The organism is Pseudomonas putida (genome assembly GCF_003228315.1).
GTDB lineage: Bacteria > Pseudomonadota > Gammaproteobacteria > Pseudomonadales > Pseudomonadaceae > Aquipseudomonas > Aquipseudomonas putida_S.
In genome coordinates this window covers 4,561,835-4,581,724 of record NZ_CP029693.1, presented here as the reverse complement: position 1 = coordinate 4,581,724, position 19,890 = coordinate 4,561,835, and the positions used below count along the sequence as shown (strand labels likewise).

Here is a 19,890-nt window from a genome sequence, read left to right as displayed (position 1 = left end):
CAGTCAAGAGGCATCCAGCCCTGTCTACGTCCAATCAGGCCTGCGCCGCAGCGCGCCCGGTCCCGTTTGTTTTAGGTTGTACAACGCTGTCCTGCTCGACCGGCAGAATCAGGCGATCGGGCACTGTGCCATGCCATTTTTTTGCGCACACGTAATACAAGGCTGCAGGAATCACCAGACCGATGATCCAGGAAATATCCACGTCACCCAGGGATGCCACCAGCGGACCGGTATAGAACTTGGTCGAGATGAACGGCAGCTGCACCAGCACACCGAACACATAGACGCTGATACCCAGGATGTTCCAACGACCGTAGCGACCGTTCGGATCAGCCAGCGCCGGTACGTCATAGCGCTCGCGGGTGATGCAGTAGTAGTCCACCAGGTTGATCGCGCTCCATGGCGTGAAGAACGCCAGCAGGAACAGGATGAAGGACTTGAACGCACCGAGGAACGAGTGCTGGCCGAGCAAGGCCATCAGGGTCGCGGCACCGACGATCACCAGCACCCACACCAGACGCTGCAAGCGCGAGACCTTCAGGTCACCACGGAAGCCGCTGATGATGGTCGCGATGCACATGAAGCTGCCGTAGGAGTTAAGCGTGGAAATGGTCACCTTGCCGAACGCGATGCTGAAGTACAGCAGCGCGGCGGTGGCACCACTGCCGGCGAAACCGACGATGTAGGCCACTTCATGGCCGGCGTATTGGCCATTGGCGGAAGCGGCGGCAAACACACCGAGGATCATCGCCACCTGTGCGCCGATCACCGAACCTGCGCCCGCGGCGAAAAAGGTTTTCACCGAAGACGTCTTGCTCGGCAGATAGCGCGAATAGTCAGCCACGTAAGGGCCGAAGGCGATCTGCCAGGACGCCGCGAGCGACACCGCCAGCAGGAAGCTGCTCCAGCTGAAATTGCGGATTTGCAGCAGCGCGCCAACGTCGGTCTGGCTCATCAGACGGCTGAACAGATAAACGAAGGCAATGACACCAATGATGCTGGCGACACGGCCAATCCAGTGAATCACCCGATAGCCCAGCACCGTGACCAGCACGATGACACTGGCGAAAATCAGGATGCCGACCGTGTCACTGACACCAAACAACTGGCCCAGGGCCTGACCGGACAGCACGGTACCGGTTGCGGTAAAGCCCAGGTACATCAGGCAGACCAGCACGATCGGGATCGCCGCGCCGTAAACGCCGAACTGCACCCGGCTGGAAATCATTTGCGGCAGGCCAAGCTTTGGCCCTTGCGCCGCGTGCAGCGCCATCACCCCGCCGCCGAGCAGTTGACCGATCAACAGACCGATCAACGACCAGAACACATCACCGCCCAGCACCACGGCCAGGGCCCCGGTGACAATTGCGGTGATTTGCAGGTTGGCACCCATCCACAGGGTGAATTGGCTGAACAGACGACCGTGTCTTTCCGCTTCCGGGATGTAGTCGATCGAGCGTTTCTCGATCAACGGTTTGTTGCCTGCACGTTCGCTGTTAACAGCCATGGTTCAACCTCTGTGGATTGTTATTGTGGGTTGGTTCAATCCCTGTAGGAGCTGAGCTTGCTCGCGATGAGGCCAGTAAATTCAACATCTTCGCTGGCTTATACATCGCTATCGCGAGCAAGCTTTGCTCCTACAGGGCAAGCATTACTTGCCAGTAATCATCGGCAGGTTCAGCCCTTGCTCCTTGGCGCAGTCGATGGCGATCTGGTAACCGGCATCGGCGTGACGCATCACGCCAGTGGCCGGGTCGTTGTGCAGTACGCGGGCGATACGCTCGGCCGCCTCGTCAGTACCGTCGCAGACGATCACCATGCCCGAGTGCTGGGAGAAGCCCATGCCAACGCCACCGCCGTGGTGCAGGGAGACCCAGGTCGCGCCGCTCGCGGTGTTGAGCAGGGCGTTGAGCAATGGCCAGTCGGACACGGCGTCAGAACCGTCCTGCATCGATTCGGTTTCGCGGTTCGGGCTCGATACCGAACCGGAGTCCAGGTGGTCGCGACCGATCACGATCGGTGCCGACAGCTCGCCGCTGCGCACCATTTCGTTGAACGCCAGACCCAGCTTGGCGCGCAGGCCCAGGCCGACCCAGCAGATACGCGCCGGCAGGCCCTGGAAGCTGATGCGCTCGCGCGCCATGTCCAGCCAGTTGTGCAGGTGGGCGTCGTCCGGGATCAGTTCTTTTACTTTCGCGTCGGTCTTGTAGATGTCTTCAGCGTTGCCCGACAGTGCCGCCCAACGGAACGGGCCGATGCCACGGCAGAACAGCGGACGGATGTAGGCCGGTACGAAGCCCGGGAAGTCGAAAGCGTTTTCCACGCCCTCTTCCTGGGCCATCTGACGGATGTTGTTGCCGTAGTCGAAGGTCGGCACGCCCATTTTCTGGAAGTCGAGCATGGCTTTGACGTGCACGGCCATCGATTGCTTGGCGGCTTTCACCACGGCAGCTGGCTCGGTCTTGGCGCGAGCGCGGTATTCGTCCCAGGTCCAGCCGGCTGGCAGGTAGCCGTTGAGTGGGTCGTGGGCGCTGGTCTGGTCGGTGACCATGTCCGGACGCACGCCGCGACGTACCAGTTCCGGAAGGATTTCAGCGGCGTTGCCGCACAGGGCGATGGAGATCGCCTTGCCTTCCTTGGTGTATTTGGCGATGCGCGCCAGGGCGTCGTCGAGGTCTTTGGCTTGCTCGTCGACATAGCGGGTTTTCAGGCGGAAATCGATGCTGATCTGCTGGCATTCGATGTTCAGCGAGCAGGCACCGGCCAGGGTCGCGGCCAGAGGTTGAGCGCCACCCATGCCGCCCAGACCTGCGGTCAGGACCCACTTGCCGGTCAGGTTGTCGTTGTAGTGCTGGCGACCGGCTTCGACGAAGGTTTCGTAGGTGCCCTGGACGATGCCCTGGCTGCCGATGTAGATCCAGCTGCCGGCGGTCATCTGGCCGTACATGGCCAGGCCCTTGGCGTCCAGTTCGTTGAAGTGCTCCCAGGTGGCCCAGTGCGGCACCAGGTTGGAGTTGGCAATCAGTACGCGCGGGGCGTTGCTGTGGGTCTTGAACACGCCGACCGGCTTGCCGGATTGCACCAGCAGGGTCTCGTCGTCATTCAGGTTGGTCAGGCTCTCGACGATCTTGTCGTAGCACTCCCAGTTACGCGCCGCACGGCCGATACCGCCGTAGACCACCAGTTCCTTTGGATTCTCGGCCACTTCAGGGTCGAGGTTGTTCATCAGCATGCGCAGCGGCGCTTCGGTCAGCCAGCTTTTGGCGGTCAGCTTATTGCCGCGCGCGGCACGGATTTCAACATCGCGAAACTTGGTACGTTTAATGTCAGTCACGAAAAAGACTCCTCAGCGTTCAATCCAAACCAACCCTGGCGGTGGGTAAGCCAGCCTGTGCGCGTCGTTGCGCTCCAGGCGAATCAGTGGACGTTGCGAGTCGTCCGGATCGACTTATACGCATACGTCTTTACTTGTACATACAAGCATATGCAATCAAGCGGCCAACTTGTTGGATGAGCATTCAAGAAAAATTCTGAAAGGGCTGGAGAGCGCCTGAATCAAGGGCTCTGGCGAAGATGAAATTTTTCGGGGGGATTTTTTGAAGAGGGGGTGGCGATGTTACTTGAGCGTGGTTTGCGCCACGCTGGGGCATTCGGTAACAAGTTGGTGCGCGATGGGAAACGTTGTTTCTTCTGTAGGAGCGAGCATGCTCGCGATGGTGGTGAACGATAACGCGGGAAACCAGATGCCCAGCGGCGCATCTGAATTTTTCGCGAGCATGCTCGCTCCTACAGGAGGGTCTCAGCGTGCGATCAGCTCGATCACACAACAAGCAGCGTTGCTGGAGACTTCCAGCAACCCATTGTTACCTTCGAGTTGCAGGCAATCATGACGCCCCAGCGACGAGGCACTGTTACCAACCTTCACCTCAAGCTCATCACTGACGCTGAACACCAGCACAGTCCCGGCTTCGCTGAAAAACCGCTGCTTGCCATCCAGCCACTGCAAGCGAGCGCTGTAACGCTGCGGCGCATAGATCAGGTTGAAATCGCGGATCGGCCCGCCGAGCAGCGTGCAGGCCACCTTGCTCTCGCCACTGAAGGCAAACGGGTCCAGCGGTAACAGTGGCCGCGTGTCGCTGCCGTCCACCGACAAGGTCATGCCGTCGCCTTGCAGCACGGTAATGATCCGCTCGTAACCGGCGAAGGTGGAAAAACCGCCCGACTCGCCGATGTCGGCAATCGACAGGCGCCAGCCGAAGCCCTCCAGGCCTTCGCCCGCATCGCGGGTGATTTCTTCGGTGCTGCCACCGCCGTTTTTCCAGGGCATGCGCGGATAGTCTTTGGCGCGTAGAACTTTCAACTCATTCATTTATGGAACCGACCTTCCAGACGATGACGGGAACCGGGATGGATCAAACGAGCAGCAGTCACTGGCTGACGACCGGACCAGGTACGGCGACGGATCAGCAGGCACGGCTCGCCCTTTTCAATCTGCAGCAACTTGCATTCGGACGACTCGGCCAGAATCGCCTCGACCACGTGCTCGCCTTCGGTCAGCGGCGCGACCTGGTTCAGGTAGGCGTAAGGCGTTTGCAGGGTGAAGTCTTGCTTGAGGTAATCCGGGGCCACCAGCGCGTTGACGAAACGGTCTTCGATTTGCACCGGAATATCGTTTTCGAAATGCACGATCAGCGAGTGGAACACCTTCTGCCCTTCGCGCATGTCCAGCGCCAATGCGCGCTCGGAACCGGCGGCCTCTTCCTCGAGGGTGATGACCTTGCAGGTATGGCGATGGCCGCGGGAGGCGATTTCGTCGGCGATGTTGTGTACTTCAAACAGCGCTGACTGGCTTTTCGGCTCGGCGACGAAGGTGCCGACGCCCTGCATGCGCACCAACAGACCATCGGCGGTCATCTCGCGCAGGGCGCGGTTGATGGTCATGCGGCTGAAGCCCAACTGGCTGACCAGCTCACTTTCCGACGGAACGCGGTAGTGCGGCGGCCAGTTACCGCTGTCGATTTGCTGGGTGATCATTTGTTTGACGCGAGCGTACAAGGGCGCCGGACTGTCGCCCATGTTCGCGGCCAACGGTGAGACTGGAGGCGGAGTCGGCACAGTTAATCCTTGGTCGTTTAGTGAATATTGCTAGCTTGCCGGAGTTTACCGGGCAGGCAAACGTCTGTATATGTATATACAAATAACACACGATGGGGTGCTGAACCATGTCCGCCTTCTTTGCCGAACGCGCGCTGCTGCCTAGTGGATGGGCCAACAATGTACGTCTTGAGGTCAGCGCCGACGGCGTACTGACCCATATCCAGGCCGATTCCCATGAAGATGGCGCCGAACGGCTGAGCGGCCCGCTGTTGCCGGGCATGCCGAATCTGCACTCTCACGCTTTCCAGCGGGTGATGGCCGGACTGGCAGAAGTGGCGGGCAATCCGAACGACAGTTTCTGGACCTGGCGCGATTTGATGTATCGCCTCGTCGGAAAAATCAGCCCGGAGCAACTGGGCGTCATCGCTCGCCAGCTGTACATCGAAATGCTCAAGGCCGGTTACACCTCGGTCGCCGAATTTCATTACGTACACCACGACAACAATGGCCAGCCTTACGCCGACCCGGCGGAACTGGCGTTGCGCATCAGTCAGGCTGCCAGCTCAGCCGGTATCGGCCTGACCCTGCTGCCGGTGCTCTACAGCCATTCCGGTTTTGGTGGCCAGACCCCGAACGAGGGTCAGCGCCGCTTCATCAACAGCACCGAGAATTACCTGAAGTTGCAAGAACGCCTGCAACCGCTGCTGGCTCAGCAGAAGGCGCAATCCCTGGGCCTGTGCTTCCACTCATTGCGCGCGGTCACGCCGCAGCAGATCAGCGAAGTGCTGGCGGCCAGCGACAAGCAGTGCCCGGTGCACATTCACATCGCCGAGCAGCAAAAAGAAGTCGACGACTGCCTGACCTGGTCCGGCCGCCGTCCTCTGCAATGGCTGTACGAAAACGTCGAAGTCGATCAACGCTGGTGCCTGGTTCACGCCACCCACGCCAACCCGGAAGAAGTCACGCTGATGGCCAGGAGTCGCGCCATCGCCGGCCTGTGCCTGACCACCGAAGCCAACCTGGGCGACGGGATTTTCCCGGCGGTGGATTTCCTCGCCCAGGGCGGACGCATGGGTATCGGTTCCGACAGCCATGTGTCCCTGAGCGTGGTGGAAGAACTGCGCTGGCTGGAATATGGCCAACGCCTGCGCGATCAGCGCCGTAACCGCTTGTATGGCGCGGATCAACCGATGGTCGGCCGCACACTGTTCGATGCCGCGCTGGATGGTGGTGCCCAGGCACTGGGGCAGTCGATTGGTGCCCTGGAAGTCGGCAAGCGCGCCGATTGGCTGGTGCTGGACGGCAGCGATCCGTACCTGGCGACTGCCAGTGGTGACGGGATTCTTAATCGCTGGCTGTTTGCCGGTGGCGATCGTCAGGTGCGTGACGTGCTGGTCAATGGCCAGTGGGTTGTGCGCGATGGGCGCCATGCCGGGGAAGAAGAAAGCAGCCGGGCGTTCACCCAGGTCCTGCGCGACTTGCTGGGCTGACACAAAAACAACTGTAGGAGCGAGCCTGCTCGCGATGGTGTGTCAGACACATTGCTGTCACTGACACTCCATCGCGAGCAGGCTCGCTCCTACAGGGTTTTGTGCAATCAGTTGGAAGTCTTCGCCATCTGCGTATCCGACGCCCGCCAGATCAGCCGCGTGGTGTCGTAACCCTGCTGACGCGCCTTGCTCAGCAACTCTTCACGCACCACACCGTTGACGGTCGGCGTGCGCGACAACAGCCACAGATAACGACGGCTCGGGTCGCCGACGATGGCGGTCTTGTAGTCATCGCTGACGTACAACACCCAGTATTCGCCCTTCGCCGAACCCGGTATCAGGCGCGAGAACCAGGTATCGAATTCGACCCACAACTTGTCGGTCTTGCCCGGCACCTGCGGAGTCGCCGTGCCCTTGACCTCTTCCCACTCCCACTGCGGCGTCAGGCAGCGATTCAGCACCGCCATGTTGCCGTCAGGCTTGAGCGTGTAATGGGCTTCGGATTGCGCGCAGTCGCGCTGGAAGTACATCGGCAGACGCGCCAATTCGTACCAGGTGCCCTGGTAACGCTTGAGGTTCACGCTGTGGGCCGTCTTGGGGGCCAACGGATCCTGGCCAGAAGTGGCACAGCCGGCCAATACCAGGCAGGCAAAAAGCGTGATCAATAACTGCTTCATTGTTTTTCTCCCGTGGGCGTACCGCCCCGGTTTACTTCAGGCCTTGGCCGGAAAACATCAGCACTTTGTCACCGGCATACTGCACGCTGATAAAGCTGTTCTTGTCGCCCCAGGTGCAACTGGACATGCCGAGCGCGCCCGAACAGTCGGCCGGTTTGCCCAGCAAGGTTTCAACCTCGGCCTTGGTCATTCCAGATTCGAGCTTCGAGTAGTTTTCCTGATTGACCTTGCTGCACGCAGCCAACAACACGCAGAACGAAAGCAAGGCGATGGATCGCAGGGACATTGTGTAACTCCGGGGGCGAAGGGGGTTGGCATGACAGCCAAGCAGATCCTTAGAAGAGCAAACACCGTTCTGGTTCCCTCGCCGAGCGCCTATTTATGGGGCCATTCGTCTCCTTGCGCCGAGAAATCAACCACTTTGTGAAGCTGTCGCGCATTTCGTCGTTTTTATCTAAAAACGACTAATCTTTGGCGCCGGTCAGCCGACATGCAAGGCAACGCAATGGCTCAAGGATGTGGCAATTGCCCCCTTTGTCGACGAGTCTTTCTGCGGTAGATCATTTAATGACCAGAAACATGAAGTTCAGCCACAAGATCCTGTTGGCTGCCGCCCTCGTGGTGGCCGTTGCATTCGCCTGTTTCATCCTGTTCAACGACTATCGTCAACGCCAGACGTTGCGCAACAGCACTGAAGCGTCGATGCAGGAACTCGGCAGCCTGACCACCAGCAACATCCAGACCTGGCTTGAAAGCCGCATCCAGTTGCTGCAATCGCTGTCCCAGCAAATCGCCGTGGACGGCAGTGCCCCGGCGAGCCTGAAGCGTGCCATCGACCTGCCCGCCTACACCGGCAACTTCCAGCTGAGCTACTTCGGCGGCACCGACGGCGTGATGTTCTCGATCCCGGCGGGCAACCGCGAAGCGGATTACGACCCGCGCGCCCGTGGCTGGTACAAGACGGCCAACAGCGCACAGCAGACCATCGTCACCGAACCCTACGTCGCGGCGTCTTCCGGAAAACTGGTAATCACCGTCGCCACGCCGGTGAAACAGCAGGGCCAGATGATTGGCGTCGCCGGCGCGGACATCGACCTGTCCAGCGTCAGCGCGATCATCAACTCGCTGAACTTTGGCGGCCACGGCCACGCCTTCATCGTCGGTGCCGACGGCAAAATCCTGATCCACCCGGACAGCAAGCTGGTGCTCAAGAGCCTGGCCGAGGCTTACCCGAACGACACCCCGAAAGTCAGCCCGGGCATGAAGGAAGTCGAGATCGACGGCAAGCGCCAGTTCATCTCCTTCACCCACGTCAACGGCGTGCCTTCGGCGGACTGGTATGTGGCGCTGGTGCTCGATCAGCAAACCGCCTTCTCGATGCTCAGTGAGTTCCGCACTTCGGCGATCGTTGCCATGGTGATCGCGGTGGTGATCATCATCGCGCTGCTGGGCATGTTGATCAGCTTCCTGATGCAGCCTTTGCTGGCCATGGGTCGCGCCATGCATGACATCGCCGAAGGCGAAGGTGACTTGACCAAGCGCCTGACCATTCACGGTCACGACGAATTCGGCGCGCTGGGGTTGTCGTTCAACCGTTTCGTCGAGCGTATCCACACCTCCATCAGCGAAGTGTCCTCGGCCACCGGGCAAGTCAACGAAGTGGCGCTGCGCGTGGTGGCGGCTTCCAACTCGTCGATGTTCAACTCCGACCAGCAGGCTTCGCGCACCAGCAGCGTTGCCGCAGCGATCAATCAGCTCGGCGCCGCCGCCCAGGAAATCGCGCAGAACGCCGCCCTCGCCTCCCAGCATTCGAGCGATGCCCGCTCCCTGGCCGAGGAAGGCCAGCAGGTGGTGGATAAAACCATCTCGGCGATGCATCAGCTGTCGGCGAAGATCAGCGATTCCTGCGGCAACATCGAGACGCTCAACAGCAACACCGTCAACATCGGGCAGATCCTGGAAGTGATCACCAGCATCTCCCAGCAAACCAACCTGCTGGCCTTGAACGCCGCCATCGAAGCAGCTCGTGCCGGTGAAGCCGGGCGCGGTTTTGCGGTGGTCGCCGATGAAGTGCGCAACCTCGCCCACCGCACCCAGGATTCGGCGCAGCAAGTGCAGAAAATGATCGAAGAGCTGCAAGTGGGCGCCCGCGAAGCGGTCAGCACCATGACCGACAGCCAGCGCCAGAGCGAGAGCAGCGTCGGCATCGCCAACCAGGCCGGCGAACGCCTGGGCAGCGTGACCCAGCGCATCGGCGAAATCGACGGCATGAACCAATCCGTAGCGACCGCCACCGAAGAGCAGACAGCGGTGGTGGAGTCGATCAACGTCGACATCACCGAAATCAACACGCTGAATCAGGAAGGTGTGGAGAACCTGCAGGCGACCTTGCGCGCGTGCGCCGATCTGGAGCAGCAGGCGGCGCGGTTGAAGCATCTGGTGGGTAGCTTCCGAATCTAACGCGCCCTCACCGGCCCCATCGCGAGCAGGCTCGCTCCCACAATGGATTTGTGAACGACGCAGATCCACTGTGGGAGCGAGCCTGCTCGCGATGGCGGTATCAGCCGCAATAAAGATTCAGAACCTGGAACCCGGCTTACTCAGAAACTCCAGCTCCTGCGCCGTACTCTCCCGCCCCAACACCTCATTGCGATGAGGAAACCGCCCAAACTGCGCAATCACCTTCTGATGCTTCTCGGCATAGTCCAGGTAATCGGCAAATAGCGCCCGGTCGCTTTCCGGTTGTTGCGCCAGCAGTTCCAGATAGCGCGAGATGCATTCGTTTTGCACGTCGAGGTTTTCGCAGTGCTCGAATACCAGCAGGATGAATACCCGCTGGATCGGCTGCAGTTGCCGGTCGAAATCCGCGGCAATGCCTTGCGCCACCAGGGCCTGGGCTCTGATGTCTCCGGAAAAGGCTTTGGGGGAATCGCGAAAGAGCATGCGTGGCAGTTGATCGAGCAACAGCACCAAGGCCAGCCAACCTTCGGGGCGTTGCGCCCACTCGGTCAATCCGCCGGCCAGTGCCTGTTCGACCAGTTCCCCGAAACGCTCGCGCGCCTCGAGGTCCTGACTGTCACGCTTGCCGAACCATAACTTGCCCTTCTGCGCCGCCACTTCCTTCGCTGATCCGGACGTTCCGAACCACCACTCGAGCAACGGCTGCCAGGGCTCGTTCATGGTTTTACTCCTTGTGGTACGCCGTGGCGCGGGCCACTTCTTCCTTCGAACCGAGGAACACCGCTACACGCTGGTGCAGGCCTTCAGGCTGGATATCGAGAATGCGCTGGTGGCCGTCGGTGGAGGCGCCGCCCGCTTGTTCCACGAGGAACGACATCGGGTTGGCTTCGTACATCAGGCGCAGCTTGCCCGGCTTGGATGGCTCACGGGCATCGCGCGGGTACATGAACAGACCGCCACGGGTCAGGATGCGGTGCACGTCCGCAACCATCGCTGCGACCCAGCGCATGTTGTAGTTCTTCTTCAGCGGGCCTTCTTCGCCAGCCAGCAATTCGCTGACGTAGCGCTGCACCGGGGCTTCCCAGTGACGCTGGTTGGACATGTTGATGGCGAATTCCTGGGTGGATTCAGGAATGGTGATGTCTTCGTGAGTCAGGACGAAGCTGCCCATTTCGCGATCCAGGGTGAAGCCCTTGACGCCATTGCCCAGGGTCAGGATCAGCATGGTCTGCGGGCCGTAGATAGCATAACCGGCGGCGACTTGCTGGGTACCTGGCTGCAGGAAGGCCTTTTCGTTCAGGGCTTCGTTCTGGCTCAGGTATTCGTTCGGGCAGCGCAGCACCGAGAAGATGGTGCCGACCGGTGCGTTGATGTCGATGTTCGACGAACCGTCCAGCGGGTCGAATACCAGCAGGTAGGCGCCTTTCGGGTACTTGCCCGGGATCTGGTAGGCATTGTCCATTTCTTCGGACGCCATGCCGGCCAGGTGACCGCCCCATTCGTTGGCTTCGAGCAGGATTTCGTTGGACAGTACGTCGAGCTTCTTCTGCACTTCGCCCTGAACGTTTTCAGTGCCCATGCTGCCCAGAACGCCGCCCAGGGCGCCTTTGGAAACGGCGTGGCTGATCTCCTTGCAAGCACGCGCCACCACTTCGATCAGGAAGCGCAGATCGGCAGGAGTGTTGTTGCTACGGGTCTGCTCAATCAAATAGCGACTCAAGGTAACGCGGGACATGGAAGGCTCCGAGGAATGGGGGGGGCTAAAAACCCGCGCAGTTTAGCGCGAGTCGAGGCGCATTGCCTCCTATCAGACGTGATCGGCTGAAGAGAGTTCATGCGCGGGGATTAGCGTAGATCGAATCGGGCATTTTTACCGACGGTTAAACCGCTATCGCGAGCAGGCTCGCTCCCACAGGAATGCCCATTTCAACTGTGGGAGCGAGCCTGCTCGCGATTAGAGTGCGTAGCGCTCTGCCTTCAGGGTTTGACCGAGGACTTGCGCAGCAAACTGAACGCCATCGCCGCCAGAAACAGCACACTGAGCAACAACACCGCCCACAGGCCGAACTTCTTCCAGTCGGTGCCCGCAGACGCTTGAACCGCTGCGGCAGCCGGCGCCACCACCGCCGTGCCATCGACCGAGGCCTTGCCCAAAGTCGCCAGCTTCGCCGGGTTGTACTCCGGAATCAGCATCGACAAGGGCAGGCTGGCAGCCTTTGCCGTCGCACTGCCCAACGCCAGCGTATAAGGCCCCGGCCCCCGTGCCAGAAACACCAGTTGCGTGGCGCGAACGGCAAACTTCAGGCCTGGCGCCTGCTCGCCGAGTCCACCGCCCCGCTCGTCCACCGTCAACTTGAACTGCTGCACGGTTTGCCCCGACAGCTGCAATTCGTTCTGCACCACATCCTCGCCGTTCTGCGTCAGGCGGTAGAGCAACCCGCTGCTCATCGGTTGCCACGGCAGGCTGCTGTCGCGGCGACCGGACAAGGTCACGGGCGCCAGGCTATTGGCCTGATCCAGGGCGACCTGTACTCGCTCGACGCTCAATCCCATCGGCAACTGCCAGGTGTACTCACCGGACTTCACGCGGGTGCCGGCCAACGCTTGCGACCACGCCAGCGGCAGCGGCAGGCTGCGCGGGTTGGCGCTTTGCAGTTGCGCCGAGGTCAGGATCGGCGCCGGTTGCGGTGTGCTCCACAGCAAGCGCAGATAGCGCGCCGACTGCCCCGGCAGGCCGACTTCATGCTGCTCGACCCGTTCGTCGGCAAAGGCCAGCCGCGCCACCTGCCCTTCACCCCACGACTGCCAGTGCTGCAAATCGTCGCTGGCCTCGATGGTGAAACGCTGGAAGCCCTCGCGCTCGCTGGTCCAGTCGAGAACCAGTTGTTGCAACGGTGCCTTGATGGCGCTGGCGTCCAGCAACCAGCCCCGCAACTGTTCCTCGCCCGGTTCCAGCTGACTGGAAGGCTGGACCTCGACCAAGGCGCCATTGGCGCTCGATTGCACACGCACGCTCGGTGCGCGTTCGGTGTCGTCCGCCGAGTTGTACAGGGGGAACCATTTGACCTCGGTCAGCATGCGGTTTTCTTCGGTGTGCGCGGCTTCCCGGGCCAGGGCGTAGGCCTGCGGCTGACCGGCCGCATTGAACACCCGCACGTCGCCCAGATCGCTCTGCCGCGCATTGAGCAGCACAGCCAGCGGCAGCTCCAGGCGATACCAGGGGCCCGCGCCGCTCACCGACAACGGCACCTGAGTGGCGAAATCCGCAGGTTTTTCCTCGGCACCGGCCGCCAGCGCCACACCCATCGCAACGATGCCCAACCAACTGAGGTTCAGCTTCCGACTCAAGACGACACTCCTTCGGTTTTGGATGCCGGGTTTTCGGCGTCCGGCAGCGCTTCGGCGCGCTTGGGAGGCAACGGGGCGAAGTAACCCACCACCAGCAGCAACACGCCAACGCCGATGAACGAGACGATCCGGGCCAGTCCGCCGCGGTTGCTCAGCTCGACAAAGAACAGTTTGGCCACCACCAGGCCGATCAGCGCCGCGCCGATCAGCCAGACTTCGCGACGATGGCGCAGGTGTCCGCCGATCATCAGGCCCAGGGCCATCAAGGTCCAGACGATGGACAGTCCGGCCTGCACCCGCATTGACTCGAGCAATGCCTCCAGCTCGAACGGCACCCCGCTCCAATGATGTGCCGCGCGCATCACCATGGCGGTAAAGAAGGCAAACAACGAAATGCCGACGATCATCTGCGTGGCTTGATTCAGGTAGACCTTGCCCAATGCCAGTGACGCCAAGGCACTGCGTGACCAGACGTAGACGCCGAACAAGGCGAACAACAGACCCAGTTCCAGCGGATTGAGCAAAGGTACGTAAGGTAGCGGCTCCGCGTTGCCATCGCTGAAGGCATTGGCCAGCCAGAACCAGCCGAGCATCAACAGCGCCAGCGGTGCCGCCGCCAGAACGCGATACTCGCGCGAATGCTCGGACACCGGCCACGGCCAGTTTCGCGGCGCGGCCATCATCACCAGATAAAGGCTCGGCAGGATCGCCCAGCCCAGCCAGCGCCAGGCGTTGTATTGCTCGGACATCAGCAGCAGGCCGTAACGCAACTCCAGCGCCAGCACGCCGATCAGCAGCCAGCAACCCAGAACATGCGCACCACTCAGGGCCCACGCCGGCAACATCGGCGCCAGGCGTCGCAGTGAAATGAAATGCACGATGAACACCGCCGCCCATGCCAGCCAGCCGAAGCCGGCGGCCGGGTTATAACGGGAATGCCAGGCGGCCAGCAGCACCAGACCGGCAGCGGGAATCAACACGGTGCAGAGCAAGCCGAGGGCTGACCACTTCAGGCGCAGCGCCAGCACCGCCCATAGCGCAACGCTCAGCGCAGCGACGGCGAGCAACAGCGTCGCTTGCAGCGGCAACGGGGCGAACCGCAGGACTTCACTGCTCCATGCCAACGCCCACCAACCGGCACCCCACACCAAAAATCCCGCAGACAGACGTTGCAGGTTCAATCCATCAAAGGCTGCCGCACGCTGCAAGCACCAGGCCCCGACCAGCCCCGCCAGACCGAGCAGCAACGGCGTCCAGAAATCAACATGGGCCAGTGGACGCAAACCCTCTTCGAGCAGCCACCCGCTCACCAGGAACAACGCGCCACCCAGCACCTGAATGGCCATCGATGTGAAAACGAACGTGCGCGACGGTAGCCGCAGGCCTACAAACAAGGTGATCAACCCGGCCAATGCCCAGCAGATCGCCGTGCCTTGGGCCAAGAAAAACAACGGTGCCAGCAGATAGAGAAACGACAGGCCAAGGCCAGCCAATACCGGTGAGCCCTTGCGCTCCCAAGGCGACGTTCGCTCGGGCATCGATGTGTGCAACTGATGAAAGCTGAACAGCAACGCGACACCCAACATCAGCGCCCCCAAGGGTGCACCCTTGAGCAGGCTGCTCTCGCCTTCGCCCAACTCGCTGAAAAATGCCAGCGCCGAGCCCAGTTGCAGCAGCAAGGCAAATGCTCGTGCCAGCCGCCGTTGCTGACGCAGGCCGAGCCAGAAAATCCCCGCGCCTTCCACGGCCCAGGCGGCCGTCGTCCAGCGCGCATCCAGGCCCAGGGGAATCGCCAGGCTGGTGAAGATCACGCCCAGGGCCAGGCAGGTTTCCGCCAGCAGCAACGTGCGGCCTTTGAACAACAAACGGGCCAGGCCCATGTACAGAATGCCCAACGCCAGGGCGCTGAACGCGGGGGCGAAGGCCATGTGTTGCACCAGCGCGAATTGCAGGCCGAAGCCCACCAACGGTGGGCCGAACAGCAACGTGCCATCGACGTAAGCGCCCTTGCGCGCGGACCAGTGCAGCAACGCTTCGCGACTGTCCTCTTGCGACACATCACTCATCTCCAGCAACTTGCGCCGGGCGAACAGCAGACCGATGGCCAGGTACATCAAGAAGAACAGAATCAGGAACGGCTCGGTGCTCCACAAAAGCTCCGGTGTGTAGGAGCGCGCGCCCCAGGCGAAGCCGATGCCGAAAGTGCCGACGAAACCGATCACGTTGAGCAGGCGCCAGGCCTTGAACCAGGCGATGGCGAGAATGCCGGCATTGAGCAAGGTGAAATAGCTGAACAAGGCGACGTGACTGCCGGCACCGGTGGACGCCAGCAACGGCGCGGCGAATCCGCCGAGGGCGGCCGCAGCGGCCAGTCCGAGGGAATCCTGAGTGATGGCCAGAATGGCCGAGAACACCGTCACCGCCACCAGTAGCCCGAACGCCGCGGAGGGTTCGAGCAACGGGTGCAGGCGCATCGCGGCAAAGACCGTCAGGTACAGCACGGCAACCCCAGTGCCTTGCAGGATCAACGCGTAGTTGGCGTTACGTGCCCGGAGCCACCAACCCAGCCCCAGCAGGCCCAGCGCCGCGGCCGCGACACCGGCGTAACGCAGCTCGAGCGGTACCACCAGGCCCTCGGTGGCGTAGCGCAGCAGGAAGGCAAGACCGAGGAACAACAGCACCACGCCGACCCGCAACACGGTATTGCCACCCAATAGCCACGCTCGGGCAGCGGCGAGGGCGCGTTCGATGACATTGGGCTCGCGAGGGATCGCGGGTTGTTGCGACTGGCGGAGGGCGGATGAGGCTTTCCACGGGTCGTCGGGCAGTGGTCGGGCGGTTTCGGTAGCAGCCGTCAGCGGTTCCGACTCCGGCTCCGGTGGCAATTCCCAGACCAAATCGGGGGCTTCAATAGGAGCGACATTCTCGGCAATCGGAACCGATTCACCAATGGATTGAGACGGCTCTGTCGCCGAGACGCCAGACTCCTCCAGCAAGGCCAACCGTTGCTCGACGCCATGCAATGCAACCCGGGCCTGCTCCAGCAGCTTCTGCTGCTCGTTGGCCTGGGAAGCCAAACGGGCGATGCGTATGGCCTGGCCAATCGTCAGCCCGAACAACCCGCCCAGCAGCGCTTCGCCGAACGACTCATCGAGTATCCAGCCCAGCACCAGGCCAATCAGCATCAACATCCATTGCATGGTTGATATCCCTAAGCGACCCGAGTCCGGGCGGTCCAGCGTTCGAATCAGTTTAGTGTGAAACAGCAAAAAACATGTGGGAGCGAGCTTGCTCGCGATGAGGGCATGACAGTCAGCATCAATGCTGAATGTCAGTCCGCTATCGCGAGCAAGCTCGCTCCCACAATGGATTGCGCCAGGCCGTGAGTCTGGCTGATCTGAAGCTCAGTATATCGACCTGATCAGAACGTTACTCCAGAGCCTTCCAGATATCCGTGGCGTACTCGCGAATCGTCCGGTCCGAGGAGAACCAGCCCATCCGCGCGGTGTTCAGCACCGCTGAACGCCACCATTGCTGGGAATCGTGCCAGTGAGCTTCGACCCGCATCTGCGCATTCCAGTAGGAATCAAAATCGGCGCAGACAAAGAAGCGGTCGTAGTCCACCAGCGAGTCGATCAGCCCGCTGTAGCGCGCCGGATCATCCGGCGAGAACACCCCGCCGCGAATCGCTTGCAGCACATCATTGAGCCGATGGGAGGCGGCGATGTCCGGCACCGCGCTGAACTCGTGATTCTGCTTGCGTGCTTCCACCTGCTGGGCGCTGAGGCCGAAGATGAACATGTGCTCGGCGCCGATGCGCTCGCACATTTCCACGTTGGCGCCGTCCAGCGTGCCGATGGTCAGCGCGCCGTTGAGGCCGAACTTCATGTTGCTGGTGCCGGATGCCTCGAAGCCGGCGGTGGAAATCTGTTCGGACAGGTCCGCCGCCGGAATGATGCTTTCCGCCAGGCTGACGTTGTAGTTGGGCAGGAACACCACTTTGAGCAGGCCACGCACGGTCGGGTCGTTGTTCACCACCCGGGCGATGTCGTTGGTCAGTTTGATGATCAGCTTGGCCTGGTGATAACTGGCCGCCGCCTTGCCGGCAAAGATCTTCACCCTCGGCACCCAGTCGATTTCCGGCTCGGCGCGAATCGCCTGATACAGCGCCACCGTGTGCATCAGGTTGAGCAGTTGACGCTTGTACTCGTGGATCCGCTTGACCTGCACGTCGAACATCGCCGCCGGGTTGACCGCCACCCCCAGTCGCTCATGAATGATGTACGCCAGGGCTTTCTTGCTGTGCAGGCGTTGTTCGGCAAAGGCCTTGCGGAAGGCGTTCTTCTCGGCGAACGGCTCCAGCGCGAGCAAGCGCTCCTCGGGGTTGTCCAGCACCTCTGGCCCGAGTGAGTCGACCAGCATCGAGGTCAATTCCGAATTCGACTGGAACAGCCAGCGGCGGAAGGTAATGCCGTTGGTCTTGTTGTTGATACGTTCCGGATAGAGCTTGTGCAACTCGGAGAACACCGTTTTGCGCATCAGTTGGGTATGCAGTCCGGATACGCCGTTGACGCTGTGGGAGCCGAGGAACGCCAGGTTGCCCATGCGCACGCGACGACCGTTGTCCTCTTCGATCAAAGACACCGCGCGCAGCACGTCGAAGTCGTGGATGCCCTTGGCTCGCAGCGAATCGATGTGCTGGGCGTTGATCAGGTAAATGATCTGCATGTGCCGTGGCAGCATGCGCTCCATCAGGCCCACCGGCCAGGTTTCCAGCGCTTCGGGCAGCAGGGTGTGGTTGGTGTACGAAAGCGTGGCGACAGTCACCTCCCATGCCGCAGCCCATTCGACATCGTAAACGTCAACCAACTGCCGCATCAGCTCTGCCACGGCAATCGAAGGGTGGGTGTCGTTGAGCTGGATCGCCGCATGATCACCCAGGGTCAGTACCGAGGTGTGCATGTTGCGGTGGCGGCGCAGCAAGTCCTGCAAGGAGGCCGCGACGAAGAAGTACTCCTGGCGCAGGCGCAGTTCCTGGCCGGCTTCAGTACTGTCCGCCGGATAGAGCACGCGGGAAATGCTTTCGGCCCGGGCCACTTCGGCCACCGCCCCCAAGTGGTCGCCGGCGTTGAAACGTTCCAGGTGCAGATCTTCCATGGCCCGGGCGCGCCACAGGCGCAGGGTGTTGACGCTCGCCCCGCGCCAGCCGACCACCGGCGTGTCGTAGGCAATGGCCCGGACGGTTTCCGCCGGGTGCCAGACCTGTTTGGTCTTGCCTTCGCTGTCGGTCACGGTCTCGACGCTGCCGCCGAAGCCGATCGGGTAGACCACCTCGGGACGCTCGAACTCCCAGGGGTTGCCGAAATCCAGCCAGTGCTCGGTCTGTTCCTGCTGCCAGCCGTCGACAATCGCCTGGCGAAACAGGCCGTGCTCGTAACGAATGCCATAGCCATGACCGGCGATGCCCAGGGTCGACATGCTTTCCATGAAGCACGCCGCCAGACGCCCGAGGCCGCCGTTACCCAGCGCTGCGTCGGGTTCCAGCAGGCGGATGCGTTCAAGGTCGACGCCCAGCTCCGTCAACGCCTCGCGCGCCACGTCGAGCAGGCCGAGGTTGCTCAGGCTGTCGTAGAGCAGCCGGCCAATGAGAAATTCCAGGGAGAGGTAGTAAACCCGCTTCTGACCCTTGCGGTAGATCTGTCGCGTGTGGTCCATCCAGTGTTCGACCATATGATCGCGCGCTGCCAGCGCAATGGCTTCGAACCAGTCATGGTCGAAGGCGTGATCCGGGTCTTTGCCCACCGCATAGGTGAGTTTGGTCAAGACGGCGTCGCGGAATGCGGCCACCTCTGCTTCGCGAACAAGTGGTTCTTGAGTCATCGATTGGACCTCGAGCGAGCTTTGAGTTGTCTGAGCCTAGACGGTCTGACAGGCGGTAGAGGCTCTGGTTCGGCAGTTTTTCCTGTGAGTGCGAACGGTCCGGCAATTGATTGTCGTGTGCATTGAATCAATGCAGGTGTTGTGCCGGTTTGACCCTGTTATCGGCCGGTGCTGAAAAAATCTGGCGAAAGGTTGTTCAAAAATCCACCAGTCCCGGTATGATCGCGCGCCCTGATGCACACGCCTGGTAACAACCGATGATGAAGCCCAACCTGATCGCCGCAGCCGAGATCGACCGTCTCGAGACCTGGGCCAAATATTCGGCCCCGATGTGCGGCTCGTGCATCTCCAGCTGCTGCACCTTGCCGGTCGAGGTCAAGATCAAGGATCTGGTCCGGATCGGTGTGGTCGATGAATTCGAGCTGGGCGATCCGCCGAAGAACATCGCCAAGCGCCTGCAGAAGGAAGGGTTGGTCGAGCGCTTCAATCAGAAAACGGGCATATTCACTCTCCAGCGCATGAGCAACAACGATTGCTACTACCTGGATCGTAAGAGTCGCCTGTGCACCATTTATGACAAGCGCCCCGACACCTGCCGCAACCATCCGAAAATCGGACCGCGTCCGGGGTATTGCGCGTACAAGCCGAAGGACGTCGAGCGCGAGACCAATAGCCGTCGGACCCTGGAAAAATTCTGACCGTCGTTTTTAAACGAACACTTTCAAGTACTTCCCACCCAACTTTCTGAAAAGCCCGAAAACTTGCTCGGGCTTTTCAGCGCGCTGTATCAACTTCTTTATTTAATGTAGGAAAAGTCCTATTTCATTATAGGAAAACATTAAATATTAAGGCACCTCTTTAAATCCCCCCTGTAGCACATACCCAAACTTAATCTCTGCAACACCATGAATTAATACCTGACATTCATACCGCCAGCT

General features: G+C 61.0%; 15 protein-coding genes and 1 pseudogene. 4 read left to right on the top strand and 12 right to left on the bottom strand.

All coding sequences use genetic code 11. The annotated features are described in order from the left end of the window. Positions 1 to 34: 34 nt before the first annotated feature. The 5 genes from DKY63_RS21495 to hutC all read right to left on the bottom strand — a co-directional run bounded on the left by DKY63_RS21495 (position 35) and on the right by hutC (position 5,076). The gene (locus tag DKY63_RS21495; protein WP_110965924.1) at positions 35 to 1,507 is read right to left on the bottom strand and encodes a purine-cytosine permease family protein; all 1,473 of its coding nucleotides are present in this window, start codon (positions 1,505 to 1,507) and stop codon (positions 35 to 37) included. Positions 1,508 to 1,651: 144 nt separating this feature from the next. Beyond that, complete coding sequence (hutU, locus tag DKY63_RS21490; RefSeq protein WP_110965923.1) at positions 1,652 to 3,334, bottom strand: urocanate hydratase; 1,683 nt, start codon at positions 3,332 to 3,334, stop codon at positions 1,652 to 1,654. A gap of 282 nt (positions 3,335 to 3,616) precedes the next feature. Next, positions 3,617 to 3,778 (bottom strand): hypothetical protein, encoded by a 162-nt coding sequence (locus tag DKY63_RS32200; RefSeq protein ID WP_162634916.1) that lies wholly within the window; start codon positions 3,776 to 3,778, stop codon positions 3,617 to 3,619. 21 nt (positions 3,779 to 3,799) lie between these two features. Then, positions 3,800 to 4,369 carry a HutD/Ves family protein gene (locus DKY63_RS21480; protein WP_110965921.1) on the bottom strand — a complete coding sequence of 190 codons (570 nt, stop codon included), beginning with the start codon at positions 4,367 to 4,369 and terminating at the stop codon, positions 3,800 to 3,802. After that, positions 4,366 to 5,076, bottom strand: coding sequence for a histidine utilization repressor (gene hutC / locus DKY63_RS21475; protein WP_173677901.1), 711 nt, complete (start codon positions 5,074 to 5,076; stop codon positions 4,366 to 4,368). The genes DKY63_RS21480 and hutC overlap by 4 nt, the downstream gene beginning before the upstream one ends. A 146-nt stretch (positions 5,077 to 5,222) precedes the next feature. Here hutC and DKY63_RS21470 point away from each other — a divergent pair, with 146 nt between their 5' ends. Next, the gene (locus DKY63_RS21470) at positions 5,223 to 6,587 is read left to right on the top strand and encodes a formimidoylglutamate deiminase (protein WP_110965920.1); all 1,365 of its coding nucleotides are present in this window, start codon (positions 5,223 to 5,225) and stop codon (positions 6,585 to 6,587) included. Between the two features lie 107 nt (positions 6,588 to 6,694). On the opposite strand, the gene DKY63_RS21465 is transcribed toward DKY63_RS21470, so the two are convergent. Together DKY63_RS21465 and bamE are read right to left on the bottom strand one after the other, a co-directional pair. Continuing rightward, positions 6,695 to 7,264 carry a lipocalin family protein gene (locus tag DKY63_RS21465; RefSeq protein ID WP_110965919.1) on the bottom strand — a complete coding sequence of 190 codons (570 nt, stop codon included), beginning with the start codon at positions 7,262 to 7,264 and terminating at the stop codon, positions 6,695 to 6,697. A 31-nt stretch (positions 7,265 to 7,295) separates the two neighbouring features. Then, positions 7,296 to 7,550 (bottom strand): outer membrane protein assembly factor BamE domain-containing protein, encoded by a 255-nt coding sequence (bamE, locus tag DKY63_RS21460; RefSeq protein WP_110965918.1) that lies wholly within the window; start codon positions 7,548 to 7,550, stop codon positions 7,296 to 7,298. A 230-nt stretch (positions 7,551 to 7,780) separates the two neighbouring features. Between bamE and DKY63_RS33145 the strand changes: the two are divergent. Together DKY63_RS33145 and DKY63_RS33140 are read left to right on the top strand one after the other, a co-directional pair. Then, positions 7,781 to 8,866: pseudogene (locus DKY63_RS33145) on the top strand (HAMP domain-containing protein); the annotation flags it as partial. A 93-nt stretch (positions 8,867 to 8,959) separates the two neighbouring features. Next, positions 8,960 to 9,724, top strand: a complete 765-nt coding sequence (locus DKY63_RS33140) for a methyl-accepting chemotaxis protein (protein WP_430523163.1) — start codon at positions 8,960 to 8,962, stop codon at positions 9,722 to 9,724. 117 nt (positions 9,725 to 9,841) lie between these two features. On the opposite strand, the gene DKY63_RS21450 is transcribed toward DKY63_RS33140, so the two are convergent. The 5 genes from DKY63_RS21450 to DKY63_RS21430 form a co-directional block, all read right to left on the bottom strand. Beyond that, positions 9,842 to 10,444, bottom strand: a complete 603-nt coding sequence (locus DKY63_RS21450; RefSeq protein WP_110965916.1) for a DUF924 family protein — start codon at positions 10,442 to 10,444, stop codon at positions 9,842 to 9,844. 4 nt (positions 10,445 to 10,448) lie between these two features. Further along, entirely contained in the window at positions 10,449 to 11,459 is a 1,011-nt protein-coding gene (locus DKY63_RS21445; protein WP_110965915.1) for a class 1 fructose-bisphosphatase, read from the bottom strand. Positions 11,460 to 11,701: 242 nt separating this feature from the next. Then, positions 11,702 to 13,072 (bottom strand): DUF3999 domain-containing protein, encoded by a 1,371-nt coding sequence (locus tag DKY63_RS21440; protein WP_110965914.1) that lies wholly within the window; start codon positions 13,070 to 13,072, stop codon positions 11,702 to 11,704. Continuing rightward, on the bottom strand, positions 13,069 to 16,272 hold the full coding sequence (locus tag DKY63_RS21435; RefSeq protein WP_110965913.1) for a DUF2339 domain-containing protein: 3,204 nt from the start codon (positions 16,270 to 16,272) through the stop codon (positions 13,069 to 13,071). The genes DKY63_RS21440 and DKY63_RS21435 overlap by 4 nt, the downstream gene beginning before the upstream one ends. Before the next feature lie 229 nt (positions 16,273 to 16,501). After that, positions 16,502 to 18,952, bottom strand: coding sequence for a glycogen/starch/alpha-glucan phosphorylase (locus DKY63_RS21430; RefSeq protein ID WP_110965912.1), 2,451 nt, complete (start codon positions 18,950 to 18,952; stop codon positions 16,502 to 16,504). A 257-nt stretch (positions 18,953 to 19,209) separates the two neighbouring features. On the opposite strand from DKY63_RS21430, the gene DKY63_RS21425 reads away from it, so the two are divergent. Then, a complete protein-coding gene (locus DKY63_RS21425) occupies positions 19,210 to 19,650 on the top strand; it encodes a YkgJ family cysteine cluster protein (protein WP_110965911.1) in 441 nt (146 codons plus the stop codon). The last annotated feature ends 240 nt before the right edge of the window (positions 19,651 to 19,890 follow it).